The sequence below is a fragment of the Mesobacillus harenae genome (assembly GCF_013343715.1).
Lineage (GTDB): Bacteria > Bacillota > Bacilli > Bacillales > Cytobacillaceae > Mesobacillus_A > Mesobacillus_A harenae.
In genome coordinates, this window is the sequence record NZ_JABUNR010000017.1 from 61126 (window position 1) to 84834 (window position 23709).

A 23709-nucleotide genomic window follows, 5' to 3' on the forward strand; every position below is an offset into this window, starting at 1 on the left:
AGGATTGGGGAACACAGCTGTTCCCTAAATCTTAATTGGATACTGGGGGGAATTCTTGTGAATTTGGTATTAATGGGACTTCCAGGTGCAGGTAAAGGCACCCAGGCCGAAAAAATTGTTGCAAAATACAATATTCCTCATATTTCTACTGGGGATATGTTCCGTTCTGCTATAAAAGAAGGCACAGAGCTTGGCATAAAAGCCAAATCATTCATGGACAAAGGTGCACTCGTTCCTGATGAAGTTACAATCGGGATTGTCCGTGAACGTTTAAGCAAAGAGGACTGTGAAAAAGGATTTCTCCTTGATGGATTTCCGCGTACGGTTGCTCAAGCTGAAGCGCTTGAATACATGCTCGCTGACTTAGGCAAGAAAATTGATTATGTGATCAATATTGATGTCGATTCAGATATTCTGATGGAACGGTTAACAGGCCGCAGGATTTGTAAAAATTGCGGAGCGACTTATCATTTGGTGTTTAATCCACCTTCACAGGAAGGTATTTGCGACCGCTGTGGCGGAGAATTGTACCAGCGCGCAGATGATAATGCCGATACAGTCCAAAACCGCTTGGATGTTAATATCCAGCAAACAAAGCCACTGTTAAACTTCTACGAAGAAAAAGGCTACTTGCGTAACATCAATGGCCAGCAGGATATTAATATCGTGTTTACTGCTATTGATGAACTGCTTGGGGGCTTACAATAATGATCATTTGTAAAACCGCTCGTGAAATAGAAATTATGCGTGATGCGGGACGTATCGTCGCCTTGACTCATAATGAATTGAAGAAGCACATTGTTCCAGGCATAACTACTGCAGAGCTTAACGCAATAGCGGATAAGTTCATAACGGGCTCTGGAGCTATACCTTCTTTCAAAGGCTATAATGGGTTTAGTGGCAGCATCTGTGCATCCGTAAACAATGAACTAGTTCACGGGATTCCTGGTGAACGCATCCTTAATGATGGCGATATAATCAGTATTGATATTGGCGCTAAATACAACGGATATCATGGCGATTCAGCCTGGACATACGCCGTTGGTGAAATTAGTGAAGAGGCAAAGCAACTGTTAGCTGTAACAGAAGAGTCTCTATTTGAAGGCCTTAAGGAAGCTAAGCCAGGTGAACGCTTATCGAATATCTCCCATGCGATTCAAACATATGTTGAAGCAAATGGCTTTTCAATTGTTCGTGAGTATGTCGGCCATGGAATCGGGCAAGAATTACATGAGGACCCGCAAATTCCTCATTATGGACCGCCTAACAAAGGGCCTCGCTTGAAGCCTGGAATGGTGCTTTGTGTTGAACCGATGGTGAATGCAGGAAGCCGTTATGTTAAAACATTAGCCGATGACTGGACTGTAGTGACAGTCGATGGAAAAATGTGCGCCCATTTTGAGCATACGATAGCTGTTACAGAAACTGGTTTTGAGATTCTTACAAAAGCCTGAATGTAGGTGATCTAATTGATAGAATCGGATGTTATTCCGCAAATCGGTCAAATTGTAGTAGTTACCCGCGGACGCGATGCGGGCCAGTATGCTATAATTATCGGGTTAGTTGATGAACGGTATGCTCTTCTTGCAGACGGTGATAAACGAAAGTTTGACCAGCCTAAAAAGAAGAACATTCAGCATCTGCAAACAGTTGGATGTGTATCACCAGAAGTAAAAAACAGCATTGCCGATACCGGCCGGGTAACGAACGGGAAGCTTCGCTTTGCTTTAGCAAGGTATATGAATGAAAACGCACTTGATAAGAAGAAGGGAGACGATGTTGATGGCGAAAGATGATGTAATTGAAGTGGAAGGCACAGTACTTGAAACTTTGCCCAACGCTATGTTTAAGGTAGAATTAGAGAATGGTCATACAGTGCTAGCTCATGTTTCAGGTAAAATTCGAATGCACTTTATTCGTATTCTGCCAGGAGATAAAGTAACAGTTGAGCTTTCTCCATATGATTTGACTCGCGGAAGAATCACATACCGCTTTAAATAATTAGGCACTCCGTACTATCAAGGAGGTTAGTGTAATGAAAGTAAGACCATCTGTTAAGCCGATTTGCGAAAAGTGCAAAGTCATCCGCAGAAAAGGCAAAGTCATGGTGATCTGTGAAAACCCTAAACATAAACAAAAACAAGGCTAAAAACAAGGAGGTGCATTTTAGATGGCACGTATTGCTGGTGTAGATATTCCCCGCGAAAAACGCGTAGTAATCGCATTAACATATATTTTTGGAATTGGCAGCCCGACTGCTCAAAAAGTTCTAGCTGAAGCTGGAGTGTCCGAAGATACTCGTGTGCGTGATCTTACAGAAGAAGAATTAAACAAAATTCGTGATATTATCGATAAGTTAAAAGTAGAAGGTGACCTTCGTCGTGAAGTTTCCCTTAACATCAAACGTCTAATGGAAATCGGTTCATTCCGTGGTCTTCGTCACCGTCGCGGCTTGCCTGTTCGCGGTCAAAACACCAAGAACAACGCTCGTACTCGTAAAGGACCTCGTAAGACAGTAGCTAACAAGAAAAAATAATCGGTAAGGGAGGTAACCAATAAATGGCTCGTAAAACTAATACACGTAAACGCCGTGTCAAAAAGAATATTGAAGCGGGTATTGCTCATATTCGTTCAACGTTTAACAATACTATCGTAACAATTACTGACGTTCATGGTAATGCTATTTCCTGGTCAAGTGCAGGTTCACTTGGATTCAAAGGATCTCGTAAGTCTACACCATTTGCAGCTCAAATGGCAGCAGAGACAGCAGCTAAAGTTTCTATGGAACATGGCTTAAAAACTCTTGAGGTAACTGTTAAAGGACCTGGTGCAGGACGTGAAGCTGCTATTCGTGCTCTTCAAGCTGCAGGCCTTGAAGTTACAGCAATTAGAGACGTAACTCCAGTTCCACATAACGGCTGCCGCCCGCCAAAACGTCGCCGTGTTTAATTTTTCTGTATAGAATTTGTATCCATGTCTATAATGGGATATGATACAAATTTTTGATATACGGAAATAATTAGTCCAGTTGTTGTGCACATACGGGAACGTATACATGGGAAAATTTCGGTTAGGTGAGAGCCAGCCGGGGTTTCGACGTTTTGAAGGAGGGTATATTTGATGATCGAAATAGAAAAACCAAAAATCGAAACGGTTGAGATCAACGATGATGCCAAGTACGGCAAGTTTGTCGTAGAACCGCTTGAGCGTGGATATGGTACAACTTTGGGTAACTCCTTACGTCGTATCCTATTATCCTCACTCCCAGGTGCAGCTGTCACATCGATCCAAATCGATGGAGTACTTCATGAATTCTCAACAATTGAAGGCGTCGTAGAGGATGTTACATCCATTATTTTGAATGTAAAAAAACTGGCATTAAAAATTTACTCTGATGAAGAAAAAACACTAGAGATTGACACACAGGGTGAAGGTCCAGTTACAGCCGGTGACATTACTCATGACAGTGATATAGAGATTTTAAATCCTGATCTCCAAATTGCAACTCTATCCGGAAAAGGCCAGCTTCGCATGCGCCTTACTGCGAAAAGAGGTCGTGGCTATACACCTGCAGTTCAAAATAAACGGGAAGACCAGCCAATCGGTGTCATCCCAATTGATTCAATCTTTACTCCGGTATCACGTGTATCCTACCAGGTTGAAAATACACGGGTTGGTCAAATGACTAACTATGATAAACTAACTTTTGATGTTTGGACTGACGGAAGCACAGGACCGAAAGAAGCGATTGCTTTAGGAGCGAAAGTTCTAACAGAGCACTTGAATATTTTTGTCGGGCTTACGGACGAGGCTCAAAATGCAGAGATCATGGTAGAAAAAGAAGAAGATCAAAAAGAAAAAGTTCTTGAAATGACGATTGAAGAACTAGATCTTTCTGTTCGTTCATATAACTGCCTAAAGCGTGCTGGTATCAACACCGTTCAAGAGCTTGCTCATAAGACGGAAGAAGATATGATGAAGGTTCGCAATTTAGGACGCAAATCTCTTGAAGAGGTTAAAGCAAAACTAGAAGAGCTAGGCTTAGGCTTACGTAAAGATGACTAGTTAACTATTGCTTAACTAGGCATTTTACTGTCAGCTTCTTGCAGCTAAAAGAGGACTTCAACAAAGGAGGGAAACACTCATGGGATACAGAAAGTTAGGACGTACAAGTGCCCAACGCAAAGCTATGCTGCGTGACTTAACAACAGACCTGATCATCAATGAGAGAATCGAAACAACTGAAACTCGTGCGAAAGAGCTTCGTTCCGTTGTAGAAAAAATGATCACATTGGGAAAACGCGGTGATTTACATGCTCGCCGTCAGGCTGCTGCTTGGGTTCGTAATGAAGTAGCTAATGCTGAAACAAACCAAGATGCTTTACAAAAGTTATTTGCTGATATCGCTCCACGTTACCAAGAGCGCCAAGGTGGATACACTCGAATTATGAAACTTGGACCACGCCGCGGTGACGGTGCACCAATGGTCATCATCGAGCTAGTTTAATAACCTTAAACACTCAACAAGGGCGATGGACAGTTTTATACAAACTTGTTTCATCGCCCTTTTTAAAAAAATTTTTTAATACTAAAGTACCAGTACCAAGCCAAAGCGAGCGTTACGATGAGCATACAACTTTATCTTGGAAATGCATGTTCTATTAGGCAGGTTCCTTATGCGTCTGCTCAAATAGTTCCTTCCTAAGATGAAGCTTCTAACTATCATCTCTGGACCTCAGCGATTATCGTTATTACAGCGGTCTTCGCGCGCATATCTGGTATGTCTCGTCTAGCTCATGCACTTCCTCCCACTCCGTAAGGACAGATTTTTCGCGGGTCTCCCGCATGGAGGAGGTGCAGGCTTTTTTTATTATTGAAGAATTAACTGGTTTAAACATCGGATGTCTAGAGTCGAGCAGAGAGGAGATCTTCATGAATAAAGCACTTGTCAGCATTAATAACGTAAAATATAAGTATCCAGGCCAGGAAGTCTATGCATTATCAAATATTTCTTTTGATATTTTTGAAGGAGAATGGCTGGCGATTGTGGGGCACAACGGGTCAGGGAAATCTACTTTGGCAAAGCTGTTAAATGGCCTTCAGTTTCCTGAAGAAGGTACTATATTCGTAGATGATCTCAAGCTCAATGAAGATACAGTATGGGATGTTCGGAAAAAAATCGGCATGGTCTTTCAAAATCCTGATAATCAATTTGTTGGGACAACAGTAAAGGATGATGTGGCTTTTGGTTTAGAAAATCACGGCATACCAAGAGAGACAATGGTCGAGCGTGTAGAAGATTCTTTAAAAAAAGTAAAAATGGAATCCTTTCTGGATCAAGAGCCGCACCATCTGTCCGGAGGGCAAAAACAACGAGTTGCCATTGCTGGAATATTAGCGTTGCGCCCTGATATTATCATATTGGATGAGGCTACCTCTATGCTTGACCCTCGCGGAAGAGAAGAAGTACTAGAAACAGTGCGTAAGCTAAAAAATGAAGCGAGAATCACGGTAATATCTATTACACATGATCTTGAGGAGGCCGCGAAGGCGGACCGTATCATTGTCATGAATAAGGGTGAACTGTTCCGCGAAGGCATACCAGAGGAAATTTTTCAAATGGAAGAGGAACTTATCAAGCTTGGCCTTGACATACCGTTTCCCGTTAAAATGAATAAGCAGCTCAGACAAAGGGGGATTCAAGTGTCGAAGCATTATTTAACCGAAGAAGAGTTGGTGGCTGAGTTATGGACATCTTACTTAAAGACGTAGAATATCGTTACCAGGCAAATACCCCATTTGAGAGGCTCGCAATAACAGATGTTACCATTGATATCCCGGCGGGGACCTATATGGCTTTAATTGGGCATACCGGTTCTGGCAAATCAACGGTTTTGCAGCATTTAAATGCTTTGCTGAAACCAACGAGTGGTACTGTTAAAATAGGTGACCGAGAAATTATCGCCAACCGCAAGGAAAAAAATTTAAAATCAATCCGGCAAAAAGTCGGCATCGTATTTCAGTTTCCAGAGCATCAGTTATTTGAAGAGACAGTGGAAAAGGATATATGTTTTGGTCCGATGAATTTCGGTGTGTCTGAAGCTGTCTCGAAGGAACGTGCCAAGGCTTGTATTCAGCAAGTTGGCTTAACAGAAGATATTCTGCAGAAGTCACCATTTGAGCTGTCAGGCGGCCAAATGAGGCGTGTGGCTATTGCGGGTGTTTTGGCAATGGAACCAAGTGTACTTGTGTTAGATGAACCAACCGCCGGGCTTGATCCAAGAGGCCGAAAAGAAATTATGGATATGTTTTATAATCTGCATAAGGAACGAAATCTTTCCACGGTGCTTGTAACCCATAGCATGGAGGATGCATCCCAGTATGCTGACCAAATTCTTGTTATGCACCGGGGACAAGTGCTGAAGAGAGGAACAGCTGAGGAAATCTTTTCTGAACCTAAAGATTTAATAGAGTTAGGTCTAGATGTTCCTGAAGTAGTCCGTTTCCAATTGAAGTTTGAAAATACCTTCCAGACAAAGTTTAAAAAGATCTGCTTAACCACTGAACAAATTACTGATGAAGTGGCAGCCTTTCTAAAAGGGAGGGATTCATAATGATGGAGAAAATGATTTTCGGGCGGTATGTTCCCGCTGAATCGGTCATTCATCGAATGGATCCGCGCTCAAAGCTGTTGATCGTCTTTTTGTTTGTTTGTGTAGTATTTATCGCCAATAATTTTTGGACTTATACTCTTTTAGCAATTTATACATTTGGTATGGTTGGATTCTCTACAATTTCGCCGAGGTTTTTATACGCTGGATTAAAACCAGTCCTTTGGCTCGTTATATTTACGTTAATTCTCCATGTGTTTTTTACTAAGGAGGGTGAATTAATATTAGACCTTGGGCTTATTAAGATTTATGAAGAAGGACTTAGGCAGGGGATATTTATTTCCTTGAGGTTTTTTCTACTCATCCTAATGACATCTTTACTAACTCTGACCACCACCCCTATTGAGATAACAGATGGTTTGGAGAATTTGCTAAATCCATTAAAAAAGATAAAGTTTCCCGTACATGAGCTTGCCCTTATGATGTCGATTTCTTTGAGATTTATTCCTACTCTAATGCAAGAAACTGATAAAATAATGAAGGCACAAATTGCACGAGGTGTTGAGTTTTCTTCAGGACCAATAAAAGAACGTGTACAAGCAGTTGTACCTCTTCTAATCCCGCTGTTTATCAGTTCTTTTAAACGGGCAGAGGAACTTGCAATCGCCATGGAGGCTCGCGGATATCGTGGCGGAGAGGGGCGGACGAAATACAGGCAGCTAAGCTGGACCTCTCGTGACACGGTGATGATAATTGTTTTAGCTCTTATGTCTGTTCTGCTGTTCTTACTAAGGGATTAAAGAGGGTATGTTATGCAAAGGTATAAATGTACAATTGCCTATGATGGTTCAGGATTTTCTGGTTATCAAATCCAGCCAAATAAACGGACGGTTCAAAACGAGATTGAGGAAGTTCTTGCTAAGATCCATAAAGGTACATCGGTTAAGATAACTGCCTCAGGGCGTACCGACGCTGGAGTTCATGCAAAGGGCCAGGTAATTCATTTTGATTCGCCCTTGAAAATTCCTGTTAACAAATGGGAGAATGCGCTAAATTCTATGCTTCCCTCGGACATAGCATTCAACAGAATTGAAAAAGCCGAAGATGGCTTTCATGCTCGATTTGATGCAGCTGGTAAAGAGTATCGCTATTTTGTATACCCTTCAAAAAAACGTGATCCTTTTACGCGGAATTATGCTTTTCAATTTCCATACAAGCTTGATTACATCGCCATGAAGGAAGGATTAAAATTTTTGGTGGGCACTCATGATTTTACAAGCTTCTGTTCAGCGAAAACTGAAGTGGAAGACAGGGTCCGGACTATAAAGGAAATCGAGTTTTTCGAGGAAGACGAAATGTTAGTATTTCGATTTGTCGGCAACGGTTTCTTGTATAATATGGTCCGTATCCTTATGGGGACGCTTTTGGAAATTGGCGGGGGCGACCGTGATCCGTTCAGCCTGCCAGAAGTCCTTGAGAAAAAGGACCGAAGGCTGACGGGGAAAACGGCGCCTGGACAGGGTCTTTATTTATGGGAGGTATTTTACTAGTTCGCTTTTTAAATATCTTTCCGTAATTGTTCTTTAAAATAATTTTCAAATTCACTATGACAACTAATCCTGGTGTTGACAAGATGCCAATAAAGTTATATTATATCATATGGTATGTATTTTAACCCCACGATGAGCCCCGGAAAGCAACTCGTGCAAAATATATGAAACCAACATCAAAATGGATTTTTATTTTCTAGGAGGGAAACTCATGCGTACAACGTTTATGGCAAATGCCAATAATATTGAGCGTAAATGGTACGTAGTTGATGCTGCTGGAATGACTCTTGGACGTCTTTCAAGCGAAGTTGCATCAATCTTACGTGGTAAACATAAACCAACTTTTACACCACATGTGGACACTGGTGACAATGTTATCATTATCAACGCTTCTCAAATCGAATTAACAGGCAACAAGATCAATGACAAGATTTACTACCGTCACACAAATCACCCAGGCGGATTAAGACAAAGAACAGCTCTTGAAATGCGCACTAACTACCCAACAAAAATGTTAGAGCTTGCAATTAAAGGCATGCTTCCAAAAGGATCTCTTGGACGCCAAATGTTCAAAAAGTTACATGTATACGCTGGAAATGAGCATCCGCATGAAGCTCAAAAACCTGAAGTTTACGAACTTCGTGGATAATTATTAAGGAGGTTATTATCTTGGCACAGGTTCAATATATTGGTACTGGTCGTCGTAAGAGCTCCGTTGCTCGTGTTCGTTTAGTACCTGGCGATGGTCAAATTGTTATCAACGGTCGTGAAATTGAAGATTATATCCCATTCGCAGCTTTACGCGAAGTAGTAAGACAGCCACTAGTAGCAACTGAAACTTTAGGAAGCTACGATATCCATGTAAACGTATCTGGCGGTGGCTATACAGGCCAAGCTGGCGCAATCCGTCACGGAATTTCCCGTGCATTGCTGCAAGTTGACCCAGAATACCGTCCAACACTTAAGCGTGCAGGACTGTTAACTCGTGACGCTCGTATGAAAGAACGTAAAAAATACGGTCTTAAAGGCGCTCGTCGTGCACCTCAGTTCTCAAAGCGTTAATATATCTACGTTTCAAGGCTCTCAACCATTTTGGTTGGGGGTCTTTTTAATGCCTGAAAAGTGCTTTTGACCACATTTTGACCACGAAAATCTTTTTGACCACATCTGACCACACATTATAGCTCAATGTACCTTTGAGATTTTTGTACGGTTTGCTCTTTTAGCGTATCTGTTACGTGTGTATAGATGTTCATCGTCATTTGTATATCAGAGTGTTCTAGCCGCTCCTGAACCTCCTTTATACTTGCTCCTGCTTCAAATAACAGGGAAGCATGGGTATGACGTAAACCATGAATAGTAATTCTGTGAGTCTTGTGTTGCTTAATTACAATATCGAGCTTTTCATTTGGATAAGCTAAGCGGAGAGGAGTACCGTCATCCCTAGTAAAAACCATTTTATTACCATCAGCGTTATTCACATTAGCTAATTCCGCTTCTATTTGCCGTATACGCCATTGTTTGAGTAAAGATAGGGTTTTAGTATCTAAACTAATTAAACGCTTAGATTCCTTTGTTTTAGACGTTTGAAAGATAAATTTACCTTTGTTGTGAAAAAGTGTTTTTGTAAAGCGGATGGAACCTGCTTCAAAGTCTATATCATCCCATGTAAGAGCTAATATTTCACCTTTGCGTGCACCAGTATAAATTAAAAGGTGAAATAGTACATGATCACGAAACGATAATTCCTGTTTTGTTATTGTTAAGAATTTTTTTATCTCATCCTTTTTCCAGTAATTCCGCTCATCCGCTTCACTTTCGTCATTGATCAATTCCTTTTGGTGTCTAGGTATACTTACATGCTCTAATGGGTTCTTTTGTATAATATCCATTTTTAAAGCGTATTTGAAAACTTGGTTTGCTTGAATCTTTATATTGTTAACAGATGTAATTGATTGAGCTATTTCATTAATCATTTTTTGGCAATAAGCTCTTGTTATTTCTTTTATTTTTAATTTACCGAAGCGGGGCAATATATGCTTATTGAATTTTGATTCAATAGCTTTCTTTGTGCTCAGCTTAATTGTTTTGGAATGATTCAAAAACCACTGATTGAATACATCATGAAAAGTAAGGTTGTCATTCTTTATTGATATACCGCTAGCTATTTCTTGTTCAAGCTTAGCAGCTGCTATTTGAGCTTCTTTTTTGGTTTTAAATCCCCTACGTGTTGTAGTTTGTCTTTTTCCCGTCTCTGGATTTATTCCAGTGTCCAGTGTCCGTTTTAAATAACCACATTTGGCCTTGTTTCGTTGAATATTTTTGATATGATGCCATTTTTACACCTCACATATTTAATTAAATTCAGATATAAAACGAGTCTATATTAATTGAACCACTTCCTTACTTCTTCTAAAGGTCTCCCTATTGACTTAGCTACTTCCTCAATAGTCTTTTTCCTTGATAGAACAGCTTTTCTTGCACGACTTTTCATTTGATTATAGCTATTTTGACATGAACTATGCTTACCAAATTGGAGCGGTGGACAAAACTTTGCATTTGGTTTCCTGGGAACAAATAACGACCCACATTGCAAACAACGGCGAAATTGCTTTCTTTGAGTAATGGCTTCATAAAGTTGATGGTAAACAGCATCTAATAACGAAACAGAGGTATAGGAGGGTAAGTATTCGTTGTTTTCCCCCAAGTTTATACTTGGTGATACCAGCCTTAAACCTCTGTTAACAAACCTTGTAGCCCCTTTTCTGAGAGTCTTTAATTCCTCAAGTTTATTATAATCATTTGTTCTTGCATATTCTTTTTTCAAGTGAAGGTATTTCGTCAAAGAAAATTTTTATAATGTCTTGTAAGGAGGATGTATTTTCAAAAAAATAATCCACTTGGGATACATCCTACAAATATAACCATGGTAGAACGTGAACACCGCAGAGCATGGCCAAAACTGAGAAGGCAAATTGCAGAGGAACTCGGAGTTGTAGAGGATTTGTTATTTGATGAAAAAGGCAACTTGAAAAGGAGCATGATTAAAATTAACTGTTTATAACTTAAAAAAATGTACTGATTAGGGGGAGGGCTAATTGAATTTCAAATTGGAATTACCAGAAGGCACAATCCTAATTAATCGAACTGAATTGAAGGAGTAATACAAGAGATGTTTTTAGAGATTAAGGATGAAGATGAAAAGGAGGAAATTATGACCATTCGTGAAGCTGCCGATTATTTGAAAGTGAGTGTTCCCACGGTTCGTAACATGATAGCAAGTAAAGAAATTCCCTTTTTTCAAAGAGGCCAAGTCATCCGCTTAAATCGTTGGGATGTAAAGGAGTGGTTGCGAAAAAACTCCTACCAGTAAATATCCGAAGCATAAGCAGGTGAATGTGATATGGCAGGATGGGTTAAAGTTCATCGGAATTTATTGGATAAACCAATATGGTTAGAATCTACACCCGAACAAAAAACAATCTTAATTACGCTTCTTACGATGGTAAATCATCAAAATAGAGAGTGGGAATGGCAAGGAAAACCCTACAGTGTTGAGCCTGGACAAGTTATAACTAGTTTGGATTCTATTGCAAAAAAATGTGGTAAAGGTATTTCAATTTAAAATGTAAGAACTGCTTTAAATCGTTTTTAGTAAAACACTGAACCAGTTAAAACAAGAGGAAATAGAAATCAAATTTAAAGGTGAAGGCGATACACTAGAGGACTTATTAGCAGTAGCTACAAACACAGTTACATGGAAACCATAACAAGACCAAAATAAGACCAATTTTAGCCGTGCTATTAGTACGGCTGTGCTGTTTTAATCAGTAAAAGAATGTAGGGGCCGGTTTTTTGTTTTTTTATAATCATCCTGTTTTCGTTTTGAACGGTTTTTCCAGTTCCGTGAAATTAGGCTTTTGTATCAGTAACAATACCCATCTACTGGACATAATTTGTTGAGGAGTATTCGAAATATTTAATGTATCTTCTGGTACACAGTTCTTTTTCGATTTAACTCGGCTGTCCCGTTTCAAGTTTCTGGCACCCCTGGTTAATTTGTTTGAGGAGGAAAGAAAATGAATGATTTCCAAAGTGAACTTCAAATGTTGAATGTTGGCGATTTCCAAGCGACTCAGGCAGTCCCTTGGGATCAAAATCAGTACTATACCGATCAGGATCGACAATTCATTGGTTTGGGATTAGGTTTTGGCCGATGCTTTAGTTGTTTTAGCTGTTTTAGATGCTTTAGCTGTTTTAACTGCTTTAATTGCTTTAGTTGCTTTAACTGCTTTAACTGTTCTCGATGCTCACGTTGCTCACGTTGCTCCAGATGCGGTGGCGGGGGCCGTTGTGGTGGCGGCGGTCGCTGCGGCGGTGGAGGCAGCTAAGCCGGTTAATAGTTTTGTTTTTTAGGTGGGAAGGTCCCCTGCATTGTTGCAGGGGTCTTTCTCTATAATATAAGACATAACGGACAAATTGCTCTACATACGATGGTAGCAGTGACATTGAATAGTTATGGCACATGGGGTAAGGAGGAAAGAGATGGCAAATTTGAACCCTTCTATGCGTCTGAAAGTGAAAAGGGACACGTTTTATCTCCCTGAACCAAACAGAGGTGTGTATTTTCGAAACAACTTAAGTTCATTCCGTATCGAAGGCAGTGGGATCGATCAGTGGGTTGAAAAGCTGTTACCGATGTTCAATGGGGAGTATACGTTAGGGCATTTGACTAACGGATTGCCTGGCCCCTACCGGGATCGGGTATTTGAAATTGCAGAAGTGCTATATACGAATGGGTATGCTCGAGATTTAAGCCAGGACCTTCCGCATCAGTTGTCAGATAATATTCTTAAAAAGCATGCATCCCAAATTGAATTTGTGGACAATTTAGTTGGTTCTGGGGCGGCCCGTTTTCAAGTTTTTCGTCAGGCCAAAGTGCTGGCAGTTGGATCTGGTCCTATTTTAAATTCATTGGTTTCTTCGTTGATTGAATCCGGATTGACTAAGGTCCAAGTGCTAATCACAGATGAGGTTCCGACCAATAAACACAGGTTAAAAGAACTCGTGGAACATGCACGGCAAATAGACCCAGAGGTTGACTTAAAGGAGGTTCCGCAAAAGAAGGAGGGTTGGCGAGAAATAGTGAAGCCCTTTGATACGATTTTGTATGTGAGTCAGGAGGGAGAGCTAGAGGAACTTAGATATCTTCATACAGTTTGCAGAGAAGAGAAGAAAATGTTTCTCCCCGCTATATGCCTGCAGCAGGTAGGTTTAGCAGGTCCATTAGTACATCCAGATTCCGAAGTGTGTTGGGAGACAGCATGGCGCCGTTTACACCGTTCTGTCTTATTCAAAAATGAGCAATACCCTGCCTTCTCTGCCACTCCGGGATCATTGTTAGCCAATGTGATCGTATTTGAGTTGTTTAAAGAGGTTACAGGAGTAATGGGGTTGGAACAGAAGAATAGGATTTTTCTTTTAAATTTGGATACTTTGGAGGGAAACTGGCATTCATTTTTGCCTCATCCACTGGTAACAAGCGGTATATCTGCTGAATGGGTTGAAGATGTCGAAAGCCGGCTCCAAATAGGCTTAGAGAAAGTTGAATCAGGTAAATTACTTCTTTATTTCAACCAGTTTACATCAGAGGAATCAGGAATCTTCCATATTTGGGAGGAGGGAGATTTAAAGCAGCTTCCGTTAGCTCAGTGTCGCGTTCAGGCAGTCGACCCGTTGTCTGAGGGGCCAGCTGAGTTGATGCAAGACATTGTCTGTTCAGGTTTGACTCATGAGGAGGCACGAAGAGAAGCAGGACTAACTGGAATTGAAACGTATGTGTCGCGAATGGTCAGTTTGATCGTTAGTACTCTGCCACCCAATAAAAATGTTGATGGAAGTGCAGTAGTACCGGAGGAAATTGTCGGGGTTGGAGCTGGTGAATCGTTTGTGGAAGGTGTTGGCCGTGGGTTGCAAAAGTGTTTGGCAGAGGAGCTTAGCAAGCAACTACTTAATCAGAAGTATTCTGTTTCTCGAGTACAGTTGAGTTTTATAGAAGATGAGAGATGCCGGTTCTATTTAGAGGCACTAACTACGATTCAGGGAGCACCAATTATCGGAACAGGAAAGGAAGTATCCGGTTTTCCTGTAGTATGGGTAGGTACGAAAAATGGATGGTATGGCAGTGCAGATTTAAATATAACAATGGCGTTACAGAAGGCATTACAGCAGGTACTTATCAAAGTGCAAAACAAATCGGATTCCTCTAATGAACTAGCCTGTGAGGTAACGTCCGTACTTTTGGAAGAGAAGATGCCGGTTAGTCTTAGCATTCCTGCGTGTGAAGAGAGGATACAAGCGGACACCCTACAGGGAGCCATGGAAATATTGGAACGGAATGGAAAACGGGTCTTAGTATTCGAATTAGGGCTTGAACCTGTTTTTAAAGAGCAACTAGATGGAGTGTTTGGTGTTTTGCTGCGAGAGGAGGAATCACATTGAGTTCCTTCGTGTTGGTTGTCGGAGAAGGGGTGCTGGCGGACCGTGTAAGCGAAGAACTGTCAGCACACCATCTAGTTATTCGTAAGTCCAATTTTGAGGAAGGAGTTCCAAAAAATACTGATTTGGCCCTTTTTTTGGATGATGGTTGGGAACCCTCTGTTCATCAAAAGGCGGAAGAAGTGTTACGAAAGACTGGTACTCCCTGGCTCAGAGGCTTCGTTTCATTTGGAGAAGGTGTAGTTGGTCCGCTCGTACGACCAGGTGCAGCAGGTTGCTCTCAATGTGCGGACATGAGACGTCTCATGGGCGGACGTGACCGCACAGAGATGTGGGAGGTGCAACAGAGGCTGGCTGTGGCCGGAGGAATGGGAAGTGACCCGTGGGCTTCAAGTACCGGACTATTACAAATGGCTTACCTGATTGGGGTTGAGGTACAGAATTTATTACAAGGTGATCAGGCTTATTCGGAAGGTAAGGTATATCTAATTGACTTGAAAACACTGAAGAGCTCATGGCATTCTTTTCTGCCCAACCCGTTGTGCCTATTCTGTGGTGAATTACCCGACGATTCACAGACATTAGCCCGAATTTCACTGCAGCCAAGTCCGAAAATCAGTTCCAGCAGTTTCCGCTGCCGTCCGTTGGATGATATGAAAAAAGTTATTGTCAAAGACTATCTGGATAATCGTACTGGCCTTTTGAATAGTAAAATGTATGACCTAGTACCTCCATTTGCTGATGCGAGTGTCAATCTGCCTATGTTTGCCGGGGACGAGGGAACAGCTGGCCGGACTCATTCATACGCAGAAAGCGTGTTGACAGCCATTTTAGAGGGATTGGAGCGGCACTGCGGTTTAGAGCCACGTGGCAAACGGACAGTAATCCATGATAGTTTTCGTAACCTGGAAAATCAAGCGCTCAATCCATTGAAGGTAGGCGTACACGCAAAGGAACAATATGCGCAGCCTGGTTTTCCATTTAAATCGTTTGATCCTGACCGTTCTATTAATTGGGTATGGGGTTATTCGTTGATAGAAGAGCGTCCAATTCTGGTTCCAGAGCTCCTTGCCTATTACAGTGTTGGATGCGGGTCACAAGGTTTTGTCTATGAAACTTCCAATGGATGTGCGCTAGGAGGAAGTTTAGAGGAGGCCATTTTTTACGGAATTATGGAAGTGGTCGAGCGTGATTCATTCCTGATGACTTGGTACGCGAAGCTGAACCTTCCGCGACTGGATCCTTTTACAGCTGACGACCAGGAGTTGGAATTAATGGTCGAACGGATGCGAGCGGTCGCTGGGTATGATTTGTATTTGTATAACTCCACGATGGAACACGGTATTCCAAGTATTTGGGCAATGGCTAAAAACAAAAAGGAAAAGGGATTGAATCTCATCTGTGCGGCCGGAGCTCATCTGGATCCGGTACGGGCGGTGAAAAGCGCGGTTCACGAGCTTGCTGGCATGATGCTGAACCTTGATGAAAAATTTCAGGCGAACCAGGAGGAGTATGAAAGAATGCTGCATGATTCTTCCCTGGTGCGGCAGATGGATGACCACGGCATGCTGTACGGTTTGCAGCAAGCAGAAGAGCGCTTAAGCTTTTTGCTTGACGACAATGGCCCAATGCGAACTTTTAAAGAGGAGTTTAAGTGGAAGTCGAATCATACGGATCTTACCGATGATTTGCAAGACATCCTTCAGGTGTTCCGTCAGTTAAACCTTGAAGTATTTATAGTAAACCAGACGACACCGGAAACGATACGAAACGGATTGTATTGCGTAAAAGTACTGATTCCGGGGATGCTGCCGATGACATTCGGGCATCACCTTACCCGCCTGACAGGGCTTGAGAGGGTACTCCGAGTCCCTATGGAGCTTGGGTATACGAATAAACCATTGACATCAGAACAACTCAATCCACATCCGCATCCGTTTCCTTAAGCAGTGATTAGGAGGTAGAGGATGAGTCTGGAAGAATTTCTGCACAATTTGCATTTTGATATTGATAAGGCAAATCAGCCGAACTGGGAAGCGGATTGGGAGGATGCACCGCTTGCATATAAACTCTACCGTGGATTACCGGTTGTTCCATTGTCCACGGAAGTACCGCTGACGCTTACTGGAGGAGAACCTCCCGCAAGACTGGACCTTAATAGAGTCGGTCATTTTCTCTGGTATGTATTCGGTTTTACTCAATTGAGCCAATCAGTCTTTCCATTGGATTCCACAGAGCAAGATTCCTACCCTTTGCAGTCGTATCGGCGGTTTGCTCCTTCTGGTGGAGCGTTGTACCCTAACGAATTGTACGTGTATTTGAAGGTAGAGGGACTCCCTGATGGAGTCTACCATTATGATGTAGCACACCATAGCCTGGTATTGCTGCGGGAAGGGAATTTCGATTCCTATTTAGCCAGGGCTCTGGGCAATCGGTGTGACATCTCCTCGTGTTTTGGTATTGTCTTTGTGTCGACAATGGTTTGGAAAAATTTCTTTAAATACAACAACTTTGCGTACCGACTCCAAGGGTTGGATGCTGGTGTGCTGATTGGACAGTTAATGGAGGTAGCGAAACGGTTTGGCTTCGCCTCAGGGGTGTACTTTCAATTTCTTGATACCGCAATCAATCATCTGCTTGGACTATCCGAACAGGAGGAGAGCGTATATAGTGTAATCCCACTATCGGTGGAAGCCACCATCTGGTCTACTAACGGAAGGGACCTTTACGAAAATGTTAGATCGGAGGAATTGAGACAAGAGCTGCCAACGATTCAACCAGAACATTTCGAGAGGTCACTTAGTGTCAAAGAATATCCGATGATAACTGCGATGAACGAAGCTTCTAAGCTGGATTCCACATGGTCATTTCGGGTGATCGAGGGGAGGGGAATTGTGGAACGTGTGGATCCCGCGGTGGCATTGCCTCATAAAGAGCCCCTGTCGTATGATCTAGCCGAGGCCTGCGGAAACCGGTTTTCTCCCGACATGGATTTCGTTTTGGGGATGGTGAGTCAACAACAACTGGCCACCCTTTTCCTAGAAGCAACGGCTTCTTTTTCATACCGAAATGATTTGGATGAAGCATATAGGAGTAACGTCCCTCGTGTAACAATTTACAGCTGTTTATATAATGTTGAAGGTATTTCAAATGGGGCGTATTATTATGACAGCACAGAACACACGTTAAGAGAAATATGCCCAGGAGACCATCGACTCCATTTGCAGACTGGAATGTCTCTGGATAATGTGAATTTGCTCCAGGTACCACTTTGCCTGCATGTGGCTGGTGACAAGGAATTCTATAAAACAGAACTAGGATACAGGGGCTACCGAATCCAACAGATGGAAGCAGGCATGCTCGTGCAACGATTGCTTTTGGCTGCATCAGCTCTCGGGATGGGAGGGCACCCGCTTCTTGGATTTGACGCGAATTTGAGTGATGAACTTTATAAAATGGATCAACAAGGAAAGACCAGCCTAATCCAAATCCCAATTGGTCCCTATCGCCCTCGTCCTTGGCTGAGGGGAAGTTTGCACAGCTAATTAAGGTATATGGCAATATGTACTTAGTTATAGGTTAGGAAAAACTACTCTGATCATCATTCCATTAAAGTGTCCATATACTCAACATAAGATGAAATGACATCCATATTTAAAACAGCACTCCACCATCTGGCGAGTGCTGTTTCTTTTTAACTTGGTTTTAATAGGGAAAGACAGTGGAGTTATTTAGGACAAACGATTATGTCAGTAGATTTATAGGGGATTGACTAATTGTCAATGAAAAAACTGATCAGCAATCAATCCTAATTAACGGATAAAATCGAATTCTCTTAAAAATACTCTGTTAAAGTAGAATGTTGATTTCTTGTTAAACTATCGCACCCGTTTAAGTGAAATCGTTCACAATTTTCCTATCATAAGTAAAAAATGTTGCTTTTAAAAATCCCTATGTAACCTTTTATAACGAGTACCCAGTACTCAATTCATTACTGCACCAGTAAGTTGAAGAAAAAATTAAAAGGATAAACAATTGGTTTATCCTTGATGTCATTTTAATACTCTTTTTAGAAAAAAACCTAGTATTAATCCAGGCATAACACACAACATAGGAAACCACACCGACCCCAATAATATCCCAAAAACTTTCGCTTGTGCTGAATACATAATTCCTACAGTCACAAGGAATGCGGAACAAAAGAAGGGAAGATAGGAATAAGGGTTTTTTCCTCCTCCTGCATCTTTAAAGGCATCCCACATCGCAAAGAAGTATAAACAGGGATAAAACATAAGCCACTGATAATCTGTTTGTGAAACCGCACCCTCTATATCTCCAATAAAACTCATACGTATAATTTCATTAAAGTTTGCCATTACGTTGATAACAAACTCCATTCCAATAAATAAAAAGCCTTTTATAAGCCGACCATTTAATATTTGTGAAAAGCCAGGCAAGGCTATGCTCCACAAAATACTCTCAATTATTTTATCTTTTTTTTCCATCTCCTTACATCATTTATTTTTTGCCAAGTCCTCATGATCTGTTGCTAGAGGGGGCTGTTCCATCCACTCATTTTCTATTAATAGATTCATGCCGTCTTCAGCTAACAATCCAATCTCTGCAATCATTTTTGCGTAATCAGCTGCTAAATCCCTTCGTTGGCTTATTGCCATTGCCTCACCGTAATAACCAATAGCAGAAGAGAGTAGTGATGATACATGAAACATCATAAGCTTATCTGAAAAAGGCGGAATTGTTGAATCAGTCACCTCTGACTCAAATGTCCTAGGAATGTGTAAATTTTCTTCAATTAACATTGAAGATAGGATTTTAAAGTGGTCGTTGCAGAGTGACCTAGCCCTTTCCATATATTTTCTAACTTCTTTAGACTTAACCACTTGACTGAATGCTAATTCTAGAACAATCTTTGTCATTGTTTTCTGCAAATTAAGAAAGGTACCACTTATTTCTACTGCACTTATTGGTCTGCGTTTTCCTAACCAACCTACTAAAAAATTTTGTTTCTTTATAAACTCAACTTTCTGTTGATTGTTAAAACTAGGTGGTCTGCTAATAATTCCTTTATCTGTAAGGACTTTAGACGCCTTATCATACAATTCCAACGTTTCAGAAATAACTCCAATAAAGTATTTCCTCTGATCTTCCCGAATGACATTGCCTATTGCACCTGCGTATCTAGTCAATCCGTGAATAGCCATGATATGAAGGTAAACAATTATATAGGTATCAGTAAATAAAGGAGGTGCTTCTACGGTAACATCTTCATCTGTAAATCCTTTTGGTATTGGATAACCTTCTGTTGTTAAAAATTCTTCAACCTTTTGAAGGTGTATTTCAGTTAGTTCAAGGGCATATTGTAGCACCTGAATAATATCTTTATCCTGAACATGATTAAGAAAATAGCGAAACATACAACGGGCTAAGCTGTCATTAATATATTGTGTCCACAGGTTTGCGAGTTCAGATGCACTTATCTTGGTTTTATGGTCGCTGGTTTCCATATAAATACCTCCTGTAATTTGTCTAAAATAGTTTATCCAAATGGACCGTGTTTATAATTATAAATACAAGGACAGACTTTTTTTTCATAAAAAGAATTAAGGAAAGCTTTCTTTATTTCTTATCCTGCTTCGTTAGTTCAATAAAGATTTCAGCAAAAAAGTATCTTAATCCTACCCGGACTAAAGAACCCGTTAGCTTAAGTAAACTCTTGATATATTCTAATAGTTATTAACATTTTTTTTGCTGCAATAAAGCGCTAATTTACACAATTATTTTTATTTTCATTTCAATTATTTAAACTAAAAGTTCTTTAGTTACCCCACCTATACAAATCAAAATTACCTTTCATAGACTGTATTAAATACATGAAAGAAAGGTGATTGACATGCTAAAATTCTTTAAGGCAAGATTAAAAGGTGAAAACGAAGTCCCTTCTGTAGAAACTAATGCTTTTGGTTTTGCAAAATTTGTAGCTAATAAAAAAAGAACTAAGATAAAGTTTGCACTAGAAGTTGAAAACATAAAAAACTTTGTTCAAGCACATATCCACTTTGGAAGACGTGGTGAAAATGGACCTATAGTAGTATTTCTTTTTGGTGCTGACTTAGAAACGCTTGAGGAACAAAATGGTATTACGACAAGAAGAGGTGTTGTTACAGGAATTATTAAGGATGACGATATTGTAGAAAATGACGTAGGTATAGAAACTGTAGAAGATTTATTAAAATTCATGGAACAAGAATTAACTTATGTTAATGCTCATACTGAACAAAATCCCTCAGGTGAGATTAGAGGTCAAATTGTACCAATTTAAATTTCCAAACTGTTAGTTTATTAAGATGATGGCTCAAAAGGTTTCGCATCAGGAATTTTTTTAGTCATCCTTTTTTATCTATTTATTACAAATCGAGAATCCCATAGCAACATCTTTTAAATAATGTGATTTATTATAGGAAATAAGGATATTTGCTTCCTTACTATTCTGCCCCGTTAGCACAATAAGCAAAAAAGGACCGCCGAAGCGATCTCTATCTCTAACTCTTGCCCTCATTTAGTTTAATAACAGGTTCCATAGCTACAGCTTCAAATACTTTACAGTATTTTCTTCGCAGTCTATACTAACACTCAAACTTTCCCTTAACGCAAAGTTATTGATTTCGATAGTGTATTCACATTGATGAAACCTTCCAATGACTCGCTCCTCTCCTTAAGGGTCAAGAAAAATACTGAATGGAGCTTTTTCCTTAACCAATGAAAGGATGGGTGATCTATCTGAATAATCTTGTCGGTAAAAGAAAACGGGTTCTCTCTTATCTTTAAAATTTACTAACATAAGAATCCTCCTAATTTCTTACAAATTAAATTTAGGTCGCCTTTTTCTCACTTATATTCCTTGCCCTTTTTATTCAGTTATATAATTTCTAATTTTAAAAAGGCAGCCTTACCGACTTCTTAATATAGATATTCAATTCCAATGATAACCAGTTGATATTAATGATAGCCGCAGCGATCTTAACCTTCAACTATTGCATCCTTTAGTTTAAGTGAAATCCATCACAATATTTCCCAAACAAATGAAATTTAAAGTGTCACTGGGTATAATAAAAAATCAGTTATCTGTATAACAAAATTGACAGTGATTCGCAAAAGCAAATCACTGTCTTAGTTACTATCGCTTACCATTAAACAGTTCTGTTTCTTAATGCTTCTCTGTCTATATTTTGCGGAGGTTGTTCCATCCATCTGTTTTCAATCATCAATTTAACACCATTATTTGCATATTGAAGTATTTCAGCCACTAGCCTTGTGTAATGTCCACCTAAATCCTTTCTAAGACTTCCACCAATAGCTGCCCCATAACCAGCTACGCTAAGGGCAGTTAGACTATTGGCTTGAAACATCATTAACTTATCTGAAAAAGGTGCATCAGTTGATTGTGAGATTGTTGAATCCCATGTACTTGGTAATGGCATTCCATCCTCTACTAATATTTGTCTAAACACAGTTTCATGCTTAGCTGCTATTTCTGCACCTCTCTCCATATATTGTCTAACTTCAGGTGATTGAGCAGTTTGGGAAAACCCGACTATAAATGTTCTTCCAATAGAATTTGTTTCAGTATTTTTACAAATATGGGCTAGTTCAATGGCAGTTAAAGGACGATGTCTACCTATTAACCCTGATAAAAATGATTCACCCTGAAGGTATTCAGCTTTTTCCATTGGAGCTATGGTAGGTGAACGGATAAATGCACCTTTTTTTAAAAGTAAGTCACAAGTATCATTGTATAGTTTCATAAACATCTCGGAAGTTTTCGAAAAAAATTCTCTCACATCGTTTCGTGCCAATACTTCGAGGAAAGCTGCCGCCGCTGCCGTTCCAGCGGCAGCCATGTATTTAATATACCGTAAGGTAAAAAGGTCTGAATATACTCGACTCGCATTTAAGTTTACATCTTTATGTGTGAATCCAATAGGTATTGCATGATGTTCTTTTTCAAATATCTGTTTAACTTCGTTTACAACAAAATTACAATTTGTTAAAGCGGTTTGAATAATGTCCCTACTATCTGCATCTTCATTTACATTGGCAAAATGCTGAACTATACAATAGGACATTGAATTCTGCATATAAGCACTCCACAATGCTGCAATTTCTGAACATATAAGCTTTGGATTATGCTCCATTTTCACTCAAGACTCCTCTACTTTTTTCTTAGTATGTACAGAAGTAGTTTATAAAATTTATGCTACTTTCTTTGTGGAGAAGCAAAGAGGTTGTTATGATATCGAATTGTTAATCGCATTAAATCAAAAACCTTTGTTAAACTAACCTGTCCCTTTACTTTAATAAGAAGTTCTACAAAAAAGTGCTTTAAGAACATATATTCACTACTCGTTATTTTAATTGCAGTTAAATCTATTAGGTTTAATTAAATATATTACTTGCCACTATTGCTAATAGTACAATGATACCTGCCGTTAAAATAGGGACCAAAACATAAAGATTATATGCAATGAACTCTTTGAATTTTTCCACTCTTTCTCAAAAGAAGACCAACCACCTGTAATAAACATATCCCAAAATCGTTCACTTTTGCTTCTACCTATATTATTTTCTGATTGTTTCTTATCGTCATCGTTATTCATAAAATATCTCCTCCCCCTTATGGCAACCTTATATTCTCAGTTAATTCTTTACATAAACTAATTATCATACTTACGATTTATTCCAATTAAATGTTTCATTAACCGAAACTAATATTCACTAATTTCACTAACCTGCCTGGTTTGGCAGCTGATCTTAAACATAAGCACCCTTTAGTTAAACAAGCATAGGTTATTTTGACCACATTCTGACCACCAAACATATTTACCGATATTTTTTCTGATTTTCATTAAGAGGAGGTTACTCTCGTATGGCCTAATTTACTCAACGAATAGATTTTAAAATCAAACCGACTTCACCCTCAGGTCCTCAAACGCTCTTCCAATTACGCCTCCTAACTCCTAAAGTCGCTTCGA

At 40.1% G+C, this 23709-nt stretch carries 28 protein-coding genes; 23 read left to right on the plus strand and 5 right to left on the minus strand.

Features of this window, described 5'->3' with window-relative positions; genetic code table 11:
* Nucleotides 1-57: 57 nt before the first annotated feature.
* The 15 genes from HRJ06_RS18925 (at nt 58) to rpsI (ending at nt 9223) form a co-directional block, all read left to right on the plus strand.
* Entirely contained in the window at nt 58-708 is a 651-nt protein-coding gene (locus tag HRJ06_RS18925) for an adenylate kinase (RefSeq protein ID WP_174734540.1), read from the plus strand.
* A complete protein-coding gene (gene map / locus HRJ06_RS18930; RefSeq protein ID WP_174734541.1) occupies nt 708-1454 on the plus strand; it encodes a type I methionyl aminopeptidase in 747 nt (248 codons plus the stop codon). The genes HRJ06_RS18925 and map overlap by 1 nt, the downstream gene beginning before the upstream one ends.
* Before the next feature lie 15 nt (nt 1455-1469).
* Nucleotides 1470-1796, plus strand: coding sequence for a KOW domain-containing RNA-binding protein (locus tag HRJ06_RS18935; protein ID WP_174734542.1), 327 nt, complete (start codon nt 1470-1472; stop codon nt 1794-1796).
* Nucleotides 1783-2001: a translation initiation factor IF-1 gene (gene infA, locus HRJ06_RS18940; RefSeq protein WP_025909748.1), complete on the plus strand. Its 219-nt coding sequence runs from the start codon at nt 1783-1785 to the stop codon at nt 1999-2001. The genes HRJ06_RS18935 and infA overlap by 14 nt, the downstream gene beginning before the upstream one ends.
* A gap of 34 nt (nt 2002-2035) precedes the next feature.
* Entirely contained in the window at nt 2036-2149 is a 114-nt protein-coding gene (gene rpmJ / locus HRJ06_RS18945; RefSeq protein ID WP_003156543.1) for a 50S ribosomal protein L36, read from the plus strand.
* Nucleotides 2150-2170: 21 nt separating this feature from the next.
* Nucleotides 2171-2536, plus strand: coding sequence for a 30S ribosomal protein S13 (gene rpsM, locus HRJ06_RS18950; RefSeq protein ID WP_174734543.1), 366 nt, complete (start codon nt 2171-2173; stop codon nt 2534-2536).
* A gap of 23 nt (nt 2537-2559) precedes the next feature.
* Entirely contained in the window at nt 2560-2949 is a 390-nt protein-coding gene (gene rpsK / locus HRJ06_RS18955) for a 30S ribosomal protein S11 (protein WP_174734544.1), read from the plus strand.
* 171 nt (nt 2950-3120) lie between these two features.
* Nucleotides 3121-4065 carry a DNA-directed RNA polymerase subunit alpha gene (locus HRJ06_RS18960; RefSeq protein ID WP_174734571.1) on the plus strand — a complete coding sequence of 315 codons (945 nt, stop codon included), beginning with the start codon at nt 3121-3123 and terminating at the stop codon, nt 4063-4065.
* 79 nt (nt 4066-4144) lie between these two features.
* On the plus strand, nt 4145-4507 hold the full coding sequence (gene rplQ, locus HRJ06_RS18965) for a 50S ribosomal protein L17 (RefSeq protein ID WP_174734545.1): 363 nt from the start codon (nt 4145-4147) through the stop codon (nt 4505-4507).
* 425 nt (nt 4508-4932) lie between these two features.
* A complete protein-coding gene (locus HRJ06_RS18970) occupies nt 4933-5772 on the plus strand; it encodes an energy-coupling factor ABC transporter ATP-binding protein (RefSeq protein WP_174734546.1) in 840 nt (279 codons plus the stop codon).
* A complete protein-coding gene (locus HRJ06_RS18975) occupies nt 5748-6614 on the plus strand; it encodes an energy-coupling factor ABC transporter ATP-binding protein (RefSeq protein ID WP_174734547.1) in 867 nt (288 codons plus the stop codon). The genes HRJ06_RS18970 and HRJ06_RS18975 overlap by 25 nt, the downstream gene beginning before the upstream one ends.
* A complete protein-coding gene (locus tag HRJ06_RS18980; RefSeq protein ID WP_174734548.1) occupies nt 6614-7411 on the plus strand; it encodes an energy-coupling factor transporter transmembrane component T family protein in 798 nt (265 codons plus the stop codon). Before HRJ06_RS18975 ends, HRJ06_RS18980 begins: the two co-directional genes overlap by 1 nt.
* Before the next feature lie 12 nt (nt 7412-7423).
* Nucleotides 7424-8161, plus strand: a complete 738-nt coding sequence (gene truA / locus HRJ06_RS18985) for a tRNA pseudouridine(38-40) synthase TruA (RefSeq protein WP_174734549.1) — start codon at nt 7424-7426, stop codon at nt 8159-8161.
* A 211-nt stretch (nt 8162-8372) separates the two neighbouring features.
* Complete coding sequence (gene rplM, locus HRJ06_RS18990; protein ID WP_174734550.1) at nt 8373-8810, plus strand: 50S ribosomal protein L13; 438 nt, start codon at nt 8373-8375, stop codon at nt 8808-8810.
* A 20-nt stretch (nt 8811-8830) separates the two neighbouring features.
* A complete protein-coding gene (gene rpsI, locus HRJ06_RS18995) occupies nt 8831-9223 on the plus strand; it encodes a 30S ribosomal protein S9 (protein ID WP_174734551.1) in 393 nt (130 codons plus the stop codon).
* Nucleotides 9224-9339: 116 nt separating this feature from the next.
* On the opposite strand, the gene HRJ06_RS19000 is transcribed toward rpsI, so the two are convergent.
* Entirely contained in the window at nt 9340-10437 is a 1098-nt protein-coding gene (locus HRJ06_RS19000; RefSeq protein ID WP_197970035.1) for a site-specific integrase, read from the minus strand.
* 599 nt (nt 10438-11036) lie between these two features.
* Here HRJ06_RS19000 and HRJ06_RS19005 point away from each other — a divergent pair.
* From HRJ06_RS19005 to HRJ06_RS19035, 7 genes are all read left to right on the plus strand, one after another.
* Complete coding sequence (locus HRJ06_RS19005) at nt 11037-11225, plus strand: hypothetical protein (RefSeq protein WP_174734552.1); 189 nt, start codon at nt 11037-11039, stop codon at nt 11223-11225.
* A 108-nt stretch (nt 11226-11333) separates the two neighbouring features.
* Entirely contained in the window at nt 11334-11534 is a 201-nt protein-coding gene (locus tag HRJ06_RS19010; RefSeq protein ID WP_242035299.1) for a helix-turn-helix domain-containing protein, read from the plus strand.
* A 30-nt stretch (nt 11535-11564) separates the two neighbouring features.
* A complete protein-coding gene (locus HRJ06_RS19015; protein WP_174734553.1) occupies nt 11565-11786 on the plus strand; it encodes a hypothetical protein in 222 nt (73 codons plus the stop codon).
* Between the two features lie 481 nt (nt 11787-12267).
* Complete coding sequence (locus HRJ06_RS19020; protein WP_338421126.1) at nt 12268-12552, plus strand: heterocycloanthracin/sonorensin family bacteriocin; 285 nt, start codon at nt 12268-12270, stop codon at nt 12550-12552.
* Between the two features lie 154 nt (nt 12553-12706).
* Nucleotides 12707-14662, plus strand: a complete 1956-nt coding sequence (locus tag HRJ06_RS19025; RefSeq protein WP_174734555.1) for a putative thiazole-containing bacteriocin maturation protein — start codon at nt 12707-12709, stop codon at nt 14660-14662.
* Complete coding sequence (locus tag HRJ06_RS19030) at nt 14659-16605, plus strand: TOMM precursor leader peptide-binding protein (RefSeq protein ID WP_174734556.1); 1947 nt, start codon at nt 14659-14661, stop codon at nt 16603-16605. Before HRJ06_RS19025 ends, HRJ06_RS19030 begins: the two co-directional genes overlap by 4 nt.
* A gap of 21 nt (nt 16606-16626) precedes the next feature.
* Nucleotides 16627-18204, plus strand: coding sequence for a SagB family peptide dehydrogenase (locus HRJ06_RS19035; protein ID WP_174734557.1), 1578 nt, complete (start codon nt 16627-16629; stop codon nt 18202-18204).
* A 507-nt stretch (nt 18205-18711) separates the two neighbouring features.
* On the opposite strand, the gene HRJ06_RS19040 is transcribed toward HRJ06_RS19035, so the two are convergent.
* Together HRJ06_RS19040 and HRJ06_RS19045 are read right to left on the minus strand one after the other, a co-directional pair.
* Entirely contained in the window at nt 18712-19164 is a 453-nt protein-coding gene (locus HRJ06_RS19040) for a hypothetical protein (protein ID WP_174734558.1), read from the minus strand.
* A gap of 9 nt (nt 19165-19173) precedes the next feature.
* Nucleotides 19174-20184 carry a DUF3231 family protein gene (locus tag HRJ06_RS19045; RefSeq protein ID WP_174734559.1) on the minus strand — a complete coding sequence of 337 codons (1011 nt, stop codon included), beginning with the start codon at nt 20182-20184 and terminating at the stop codon, nt 19174-19176.
* A 386-nt stretch (nt 20185-20570) separates the two neighbouring features.
* On the opposite strand from HRJ06_RS19045, the gene HRJ06_RS19050 reads away from it, so the two are divergent.
* The gene (locus HRJ06_RS19050; protein WP_174734560.1) at nt 20571-20999 is read left to right on the plus strand and encodes a CHRD domain-containing protein; all 429 of its coding nucleotides are present in this window, start codon (nt 20571-20573) and stop codon (nt 20997-20999) included.
* An 868-nt stretch (nt 21000-21867) separates the two neighbouring features.
* Here the strand turns inward: HRJ06_RS19050 and HRJ06_RS19055 are convergent.
* The gene (locus HRJ06_RS19055; RefSeq protein ID WP_174734573.1) at nt 21868-22872 is read right to left on the minus strand and encodes a DUF3231 family protein; all 1005 of its coding nucleotides are present in this window, start codon (nt 22870-22872) and stop codon (nt 21868-21870) included.
* Nucleotides 22873-23166: 294 nt separating this feature from the next.
* Nucleotides 23167-23334, minus strand: coding sequence for a hypothetical protein (locus HRJ06_RS19060; RefSeq protein ID WP_174734561.1), 168 nt, complete (start codon nt 23332-23334; stop codon nt 23167-23169).
* Nucleotides 23335-23709 lie beyond the last annotated feature (375 nt).

Excerpts from the sequence above, each read along its gene's own strand:
- map (WP_174734541.1), top strand. The coding sequence starts at position 708 with ATGATCATTTGTAAAACCGCTCGTGAAATAGAAATTATGCGTGATGCG.
- infA (WP_025909748.1), top strand. The coding sequence starts at position 1,783 with ATGGCGAAAGATGATGTAATTGAAGTGGAAGGCACAGTACTTGAAACT.
- rpmJ (WP_003156543.1), top strand. The coding sequence starts at position 2,036 with ATGAAAGTAAGACCATCTGTTAAGCCGATTTGCGAAAAGTGCAAAGTC.
- rpsM (WP_174734543.1), top strand. The coding sequence starts at position 2,171 with ATGGCACGTATTGCTGGTGTAGATATTCCCCGCGAAAAACGCGTAGTA.
- rpsK (WP_174734544.1), top strand. The coding sequence starts at position 2,560 with ATGGCTCGTAAAACTAATACACGTAAACGCCGTGTCAAAAAGAATATT.
- HRJ06_RS18960 (WP_174734571.1), top strand. The coding sequence starts at position 3,121 with ATGATCGAAATAGAAAAACCAAAAATCGAAACGGTTGAGATCAACGAT.
- rplQ (WP_174734545.1), top strand. The coding sequence starts at position 4,145 with ATGGGATACAGAAAGTTAGGACGTACAAGTGCCCAACGCAAAGCTATG.
- HRJ06_RS18970 (WP_174734546.1), top strand. The coding sequence starts at position 4,933 with ATGAATAAAGCACTTGTCAGCATTAATAACGTAAAATATAAGTATCCA.
- HRJ06_RS18975 (WP_174734547.1), top strand. The coding sequence starts at position 5,748 with ATGGACATCTTACTTAAAGACGTAGAATATCGTTACCAGGCAAATACC.
- HRJ06_RS18980 (WP_174734548.1), top strand. The coding sequence starts at position 6,614 with ATGATGGAGAAAATGATTTTCGGGCGGTATGTTCCCGCTGAATCGGTC.
- truA (WP_174734549.1), top strand. The coding sequence starts at position 7,424 with ATGCAAAGGTATAAATGTACAATTGCCTATGATGGTTCAGGATTTTCT.
- rplM (WP_174734550.1), top strand. The coding sequence starts at position 8,373 with ATGCGTACAACGTTTATGGCAAATGCCAATAATATTGAGCGTAAATGG.
- HRJ06_RS19005 (WP_174734552.1), top strand. The coding sequence starts at position 11,037 with ATGTATTTTCAAAAAAATAATCCACTTGGGATACATCCTACAAATATA.
- HRJ06_RS19010 (WP_242035299.1), top strand. The coding sequence starts at position 11,334 with ATGTTTTTAGAGATTAAGGATGAAGATGAAAAGGAGGAAATTATGACC.
- HRJ06_RS19015 (WP_174734553.1), top strand. The coding sequence starts at position 11,565 with ATGGCAGGATGGGTTAAAGTTCATCGGAATTTATTGGATAAACCAATA.
- HRJ06_RS19020 (WP_338421126.1), top strand. The coding sequence starts at position 12,268 with ATGTTGAATGTTGGCGATTTCCAAGCGACTCAGGCAGTCCCTTGGGAT.
- HRJ06_RS19025 (WP_174734555.1), top strand. The coding sequence starts at position 12,707 with ATGGCAAATTTGAACCCTTCTATGCGTCTGAAAGTGAAAAGGGACACG.
- HRJ06_RS19035 (WP_174734557.1), top strand. The coding sequence starts at position 16,627 with ATGAGTCTGGAAGAATTTCTGCACAATTTGCATTTTGATATTGATAAG.
- HRJ06_RS19040 (WP_174734558.1), bottom strand. The coding sequence starts at position 19,164 with ATGGAAAAAAAAGATAAAATAATTGAGAGTATTTTGTGGAGCATAGCC.
- HRJ06_RS19045 (WP_174734559.1), bottom strand. The coding sequence starts at position 20,184 with ATGGAAACCAGCGACCATAAAACCAAGATAAGTGCATCTGAACTCGCA.
- HRJ06_RS19050 (WP_174734560.1), top strand. The coding sequence starts at position 20,571 with ATGCTAAAATTCTTTAAGGCAAGATTAAAAGGTGAAAACGAAGTCCCT.
- HRJ06_RS19055 (WP_174734573.1), bottom strand. The coding sequence starts at position 22,872 with ATGGAGCATAATCCAAAGCTTATATGTTCAGAAATTGCAGCATTGTGG.
- HRJ06_RS19060 (WP_174734561.1), bottom strand. The coding sequence starts at position 23,334 with ATGAATAACGATGACGATAAGAAACAATCAGAAAATAATATAGGTAGA.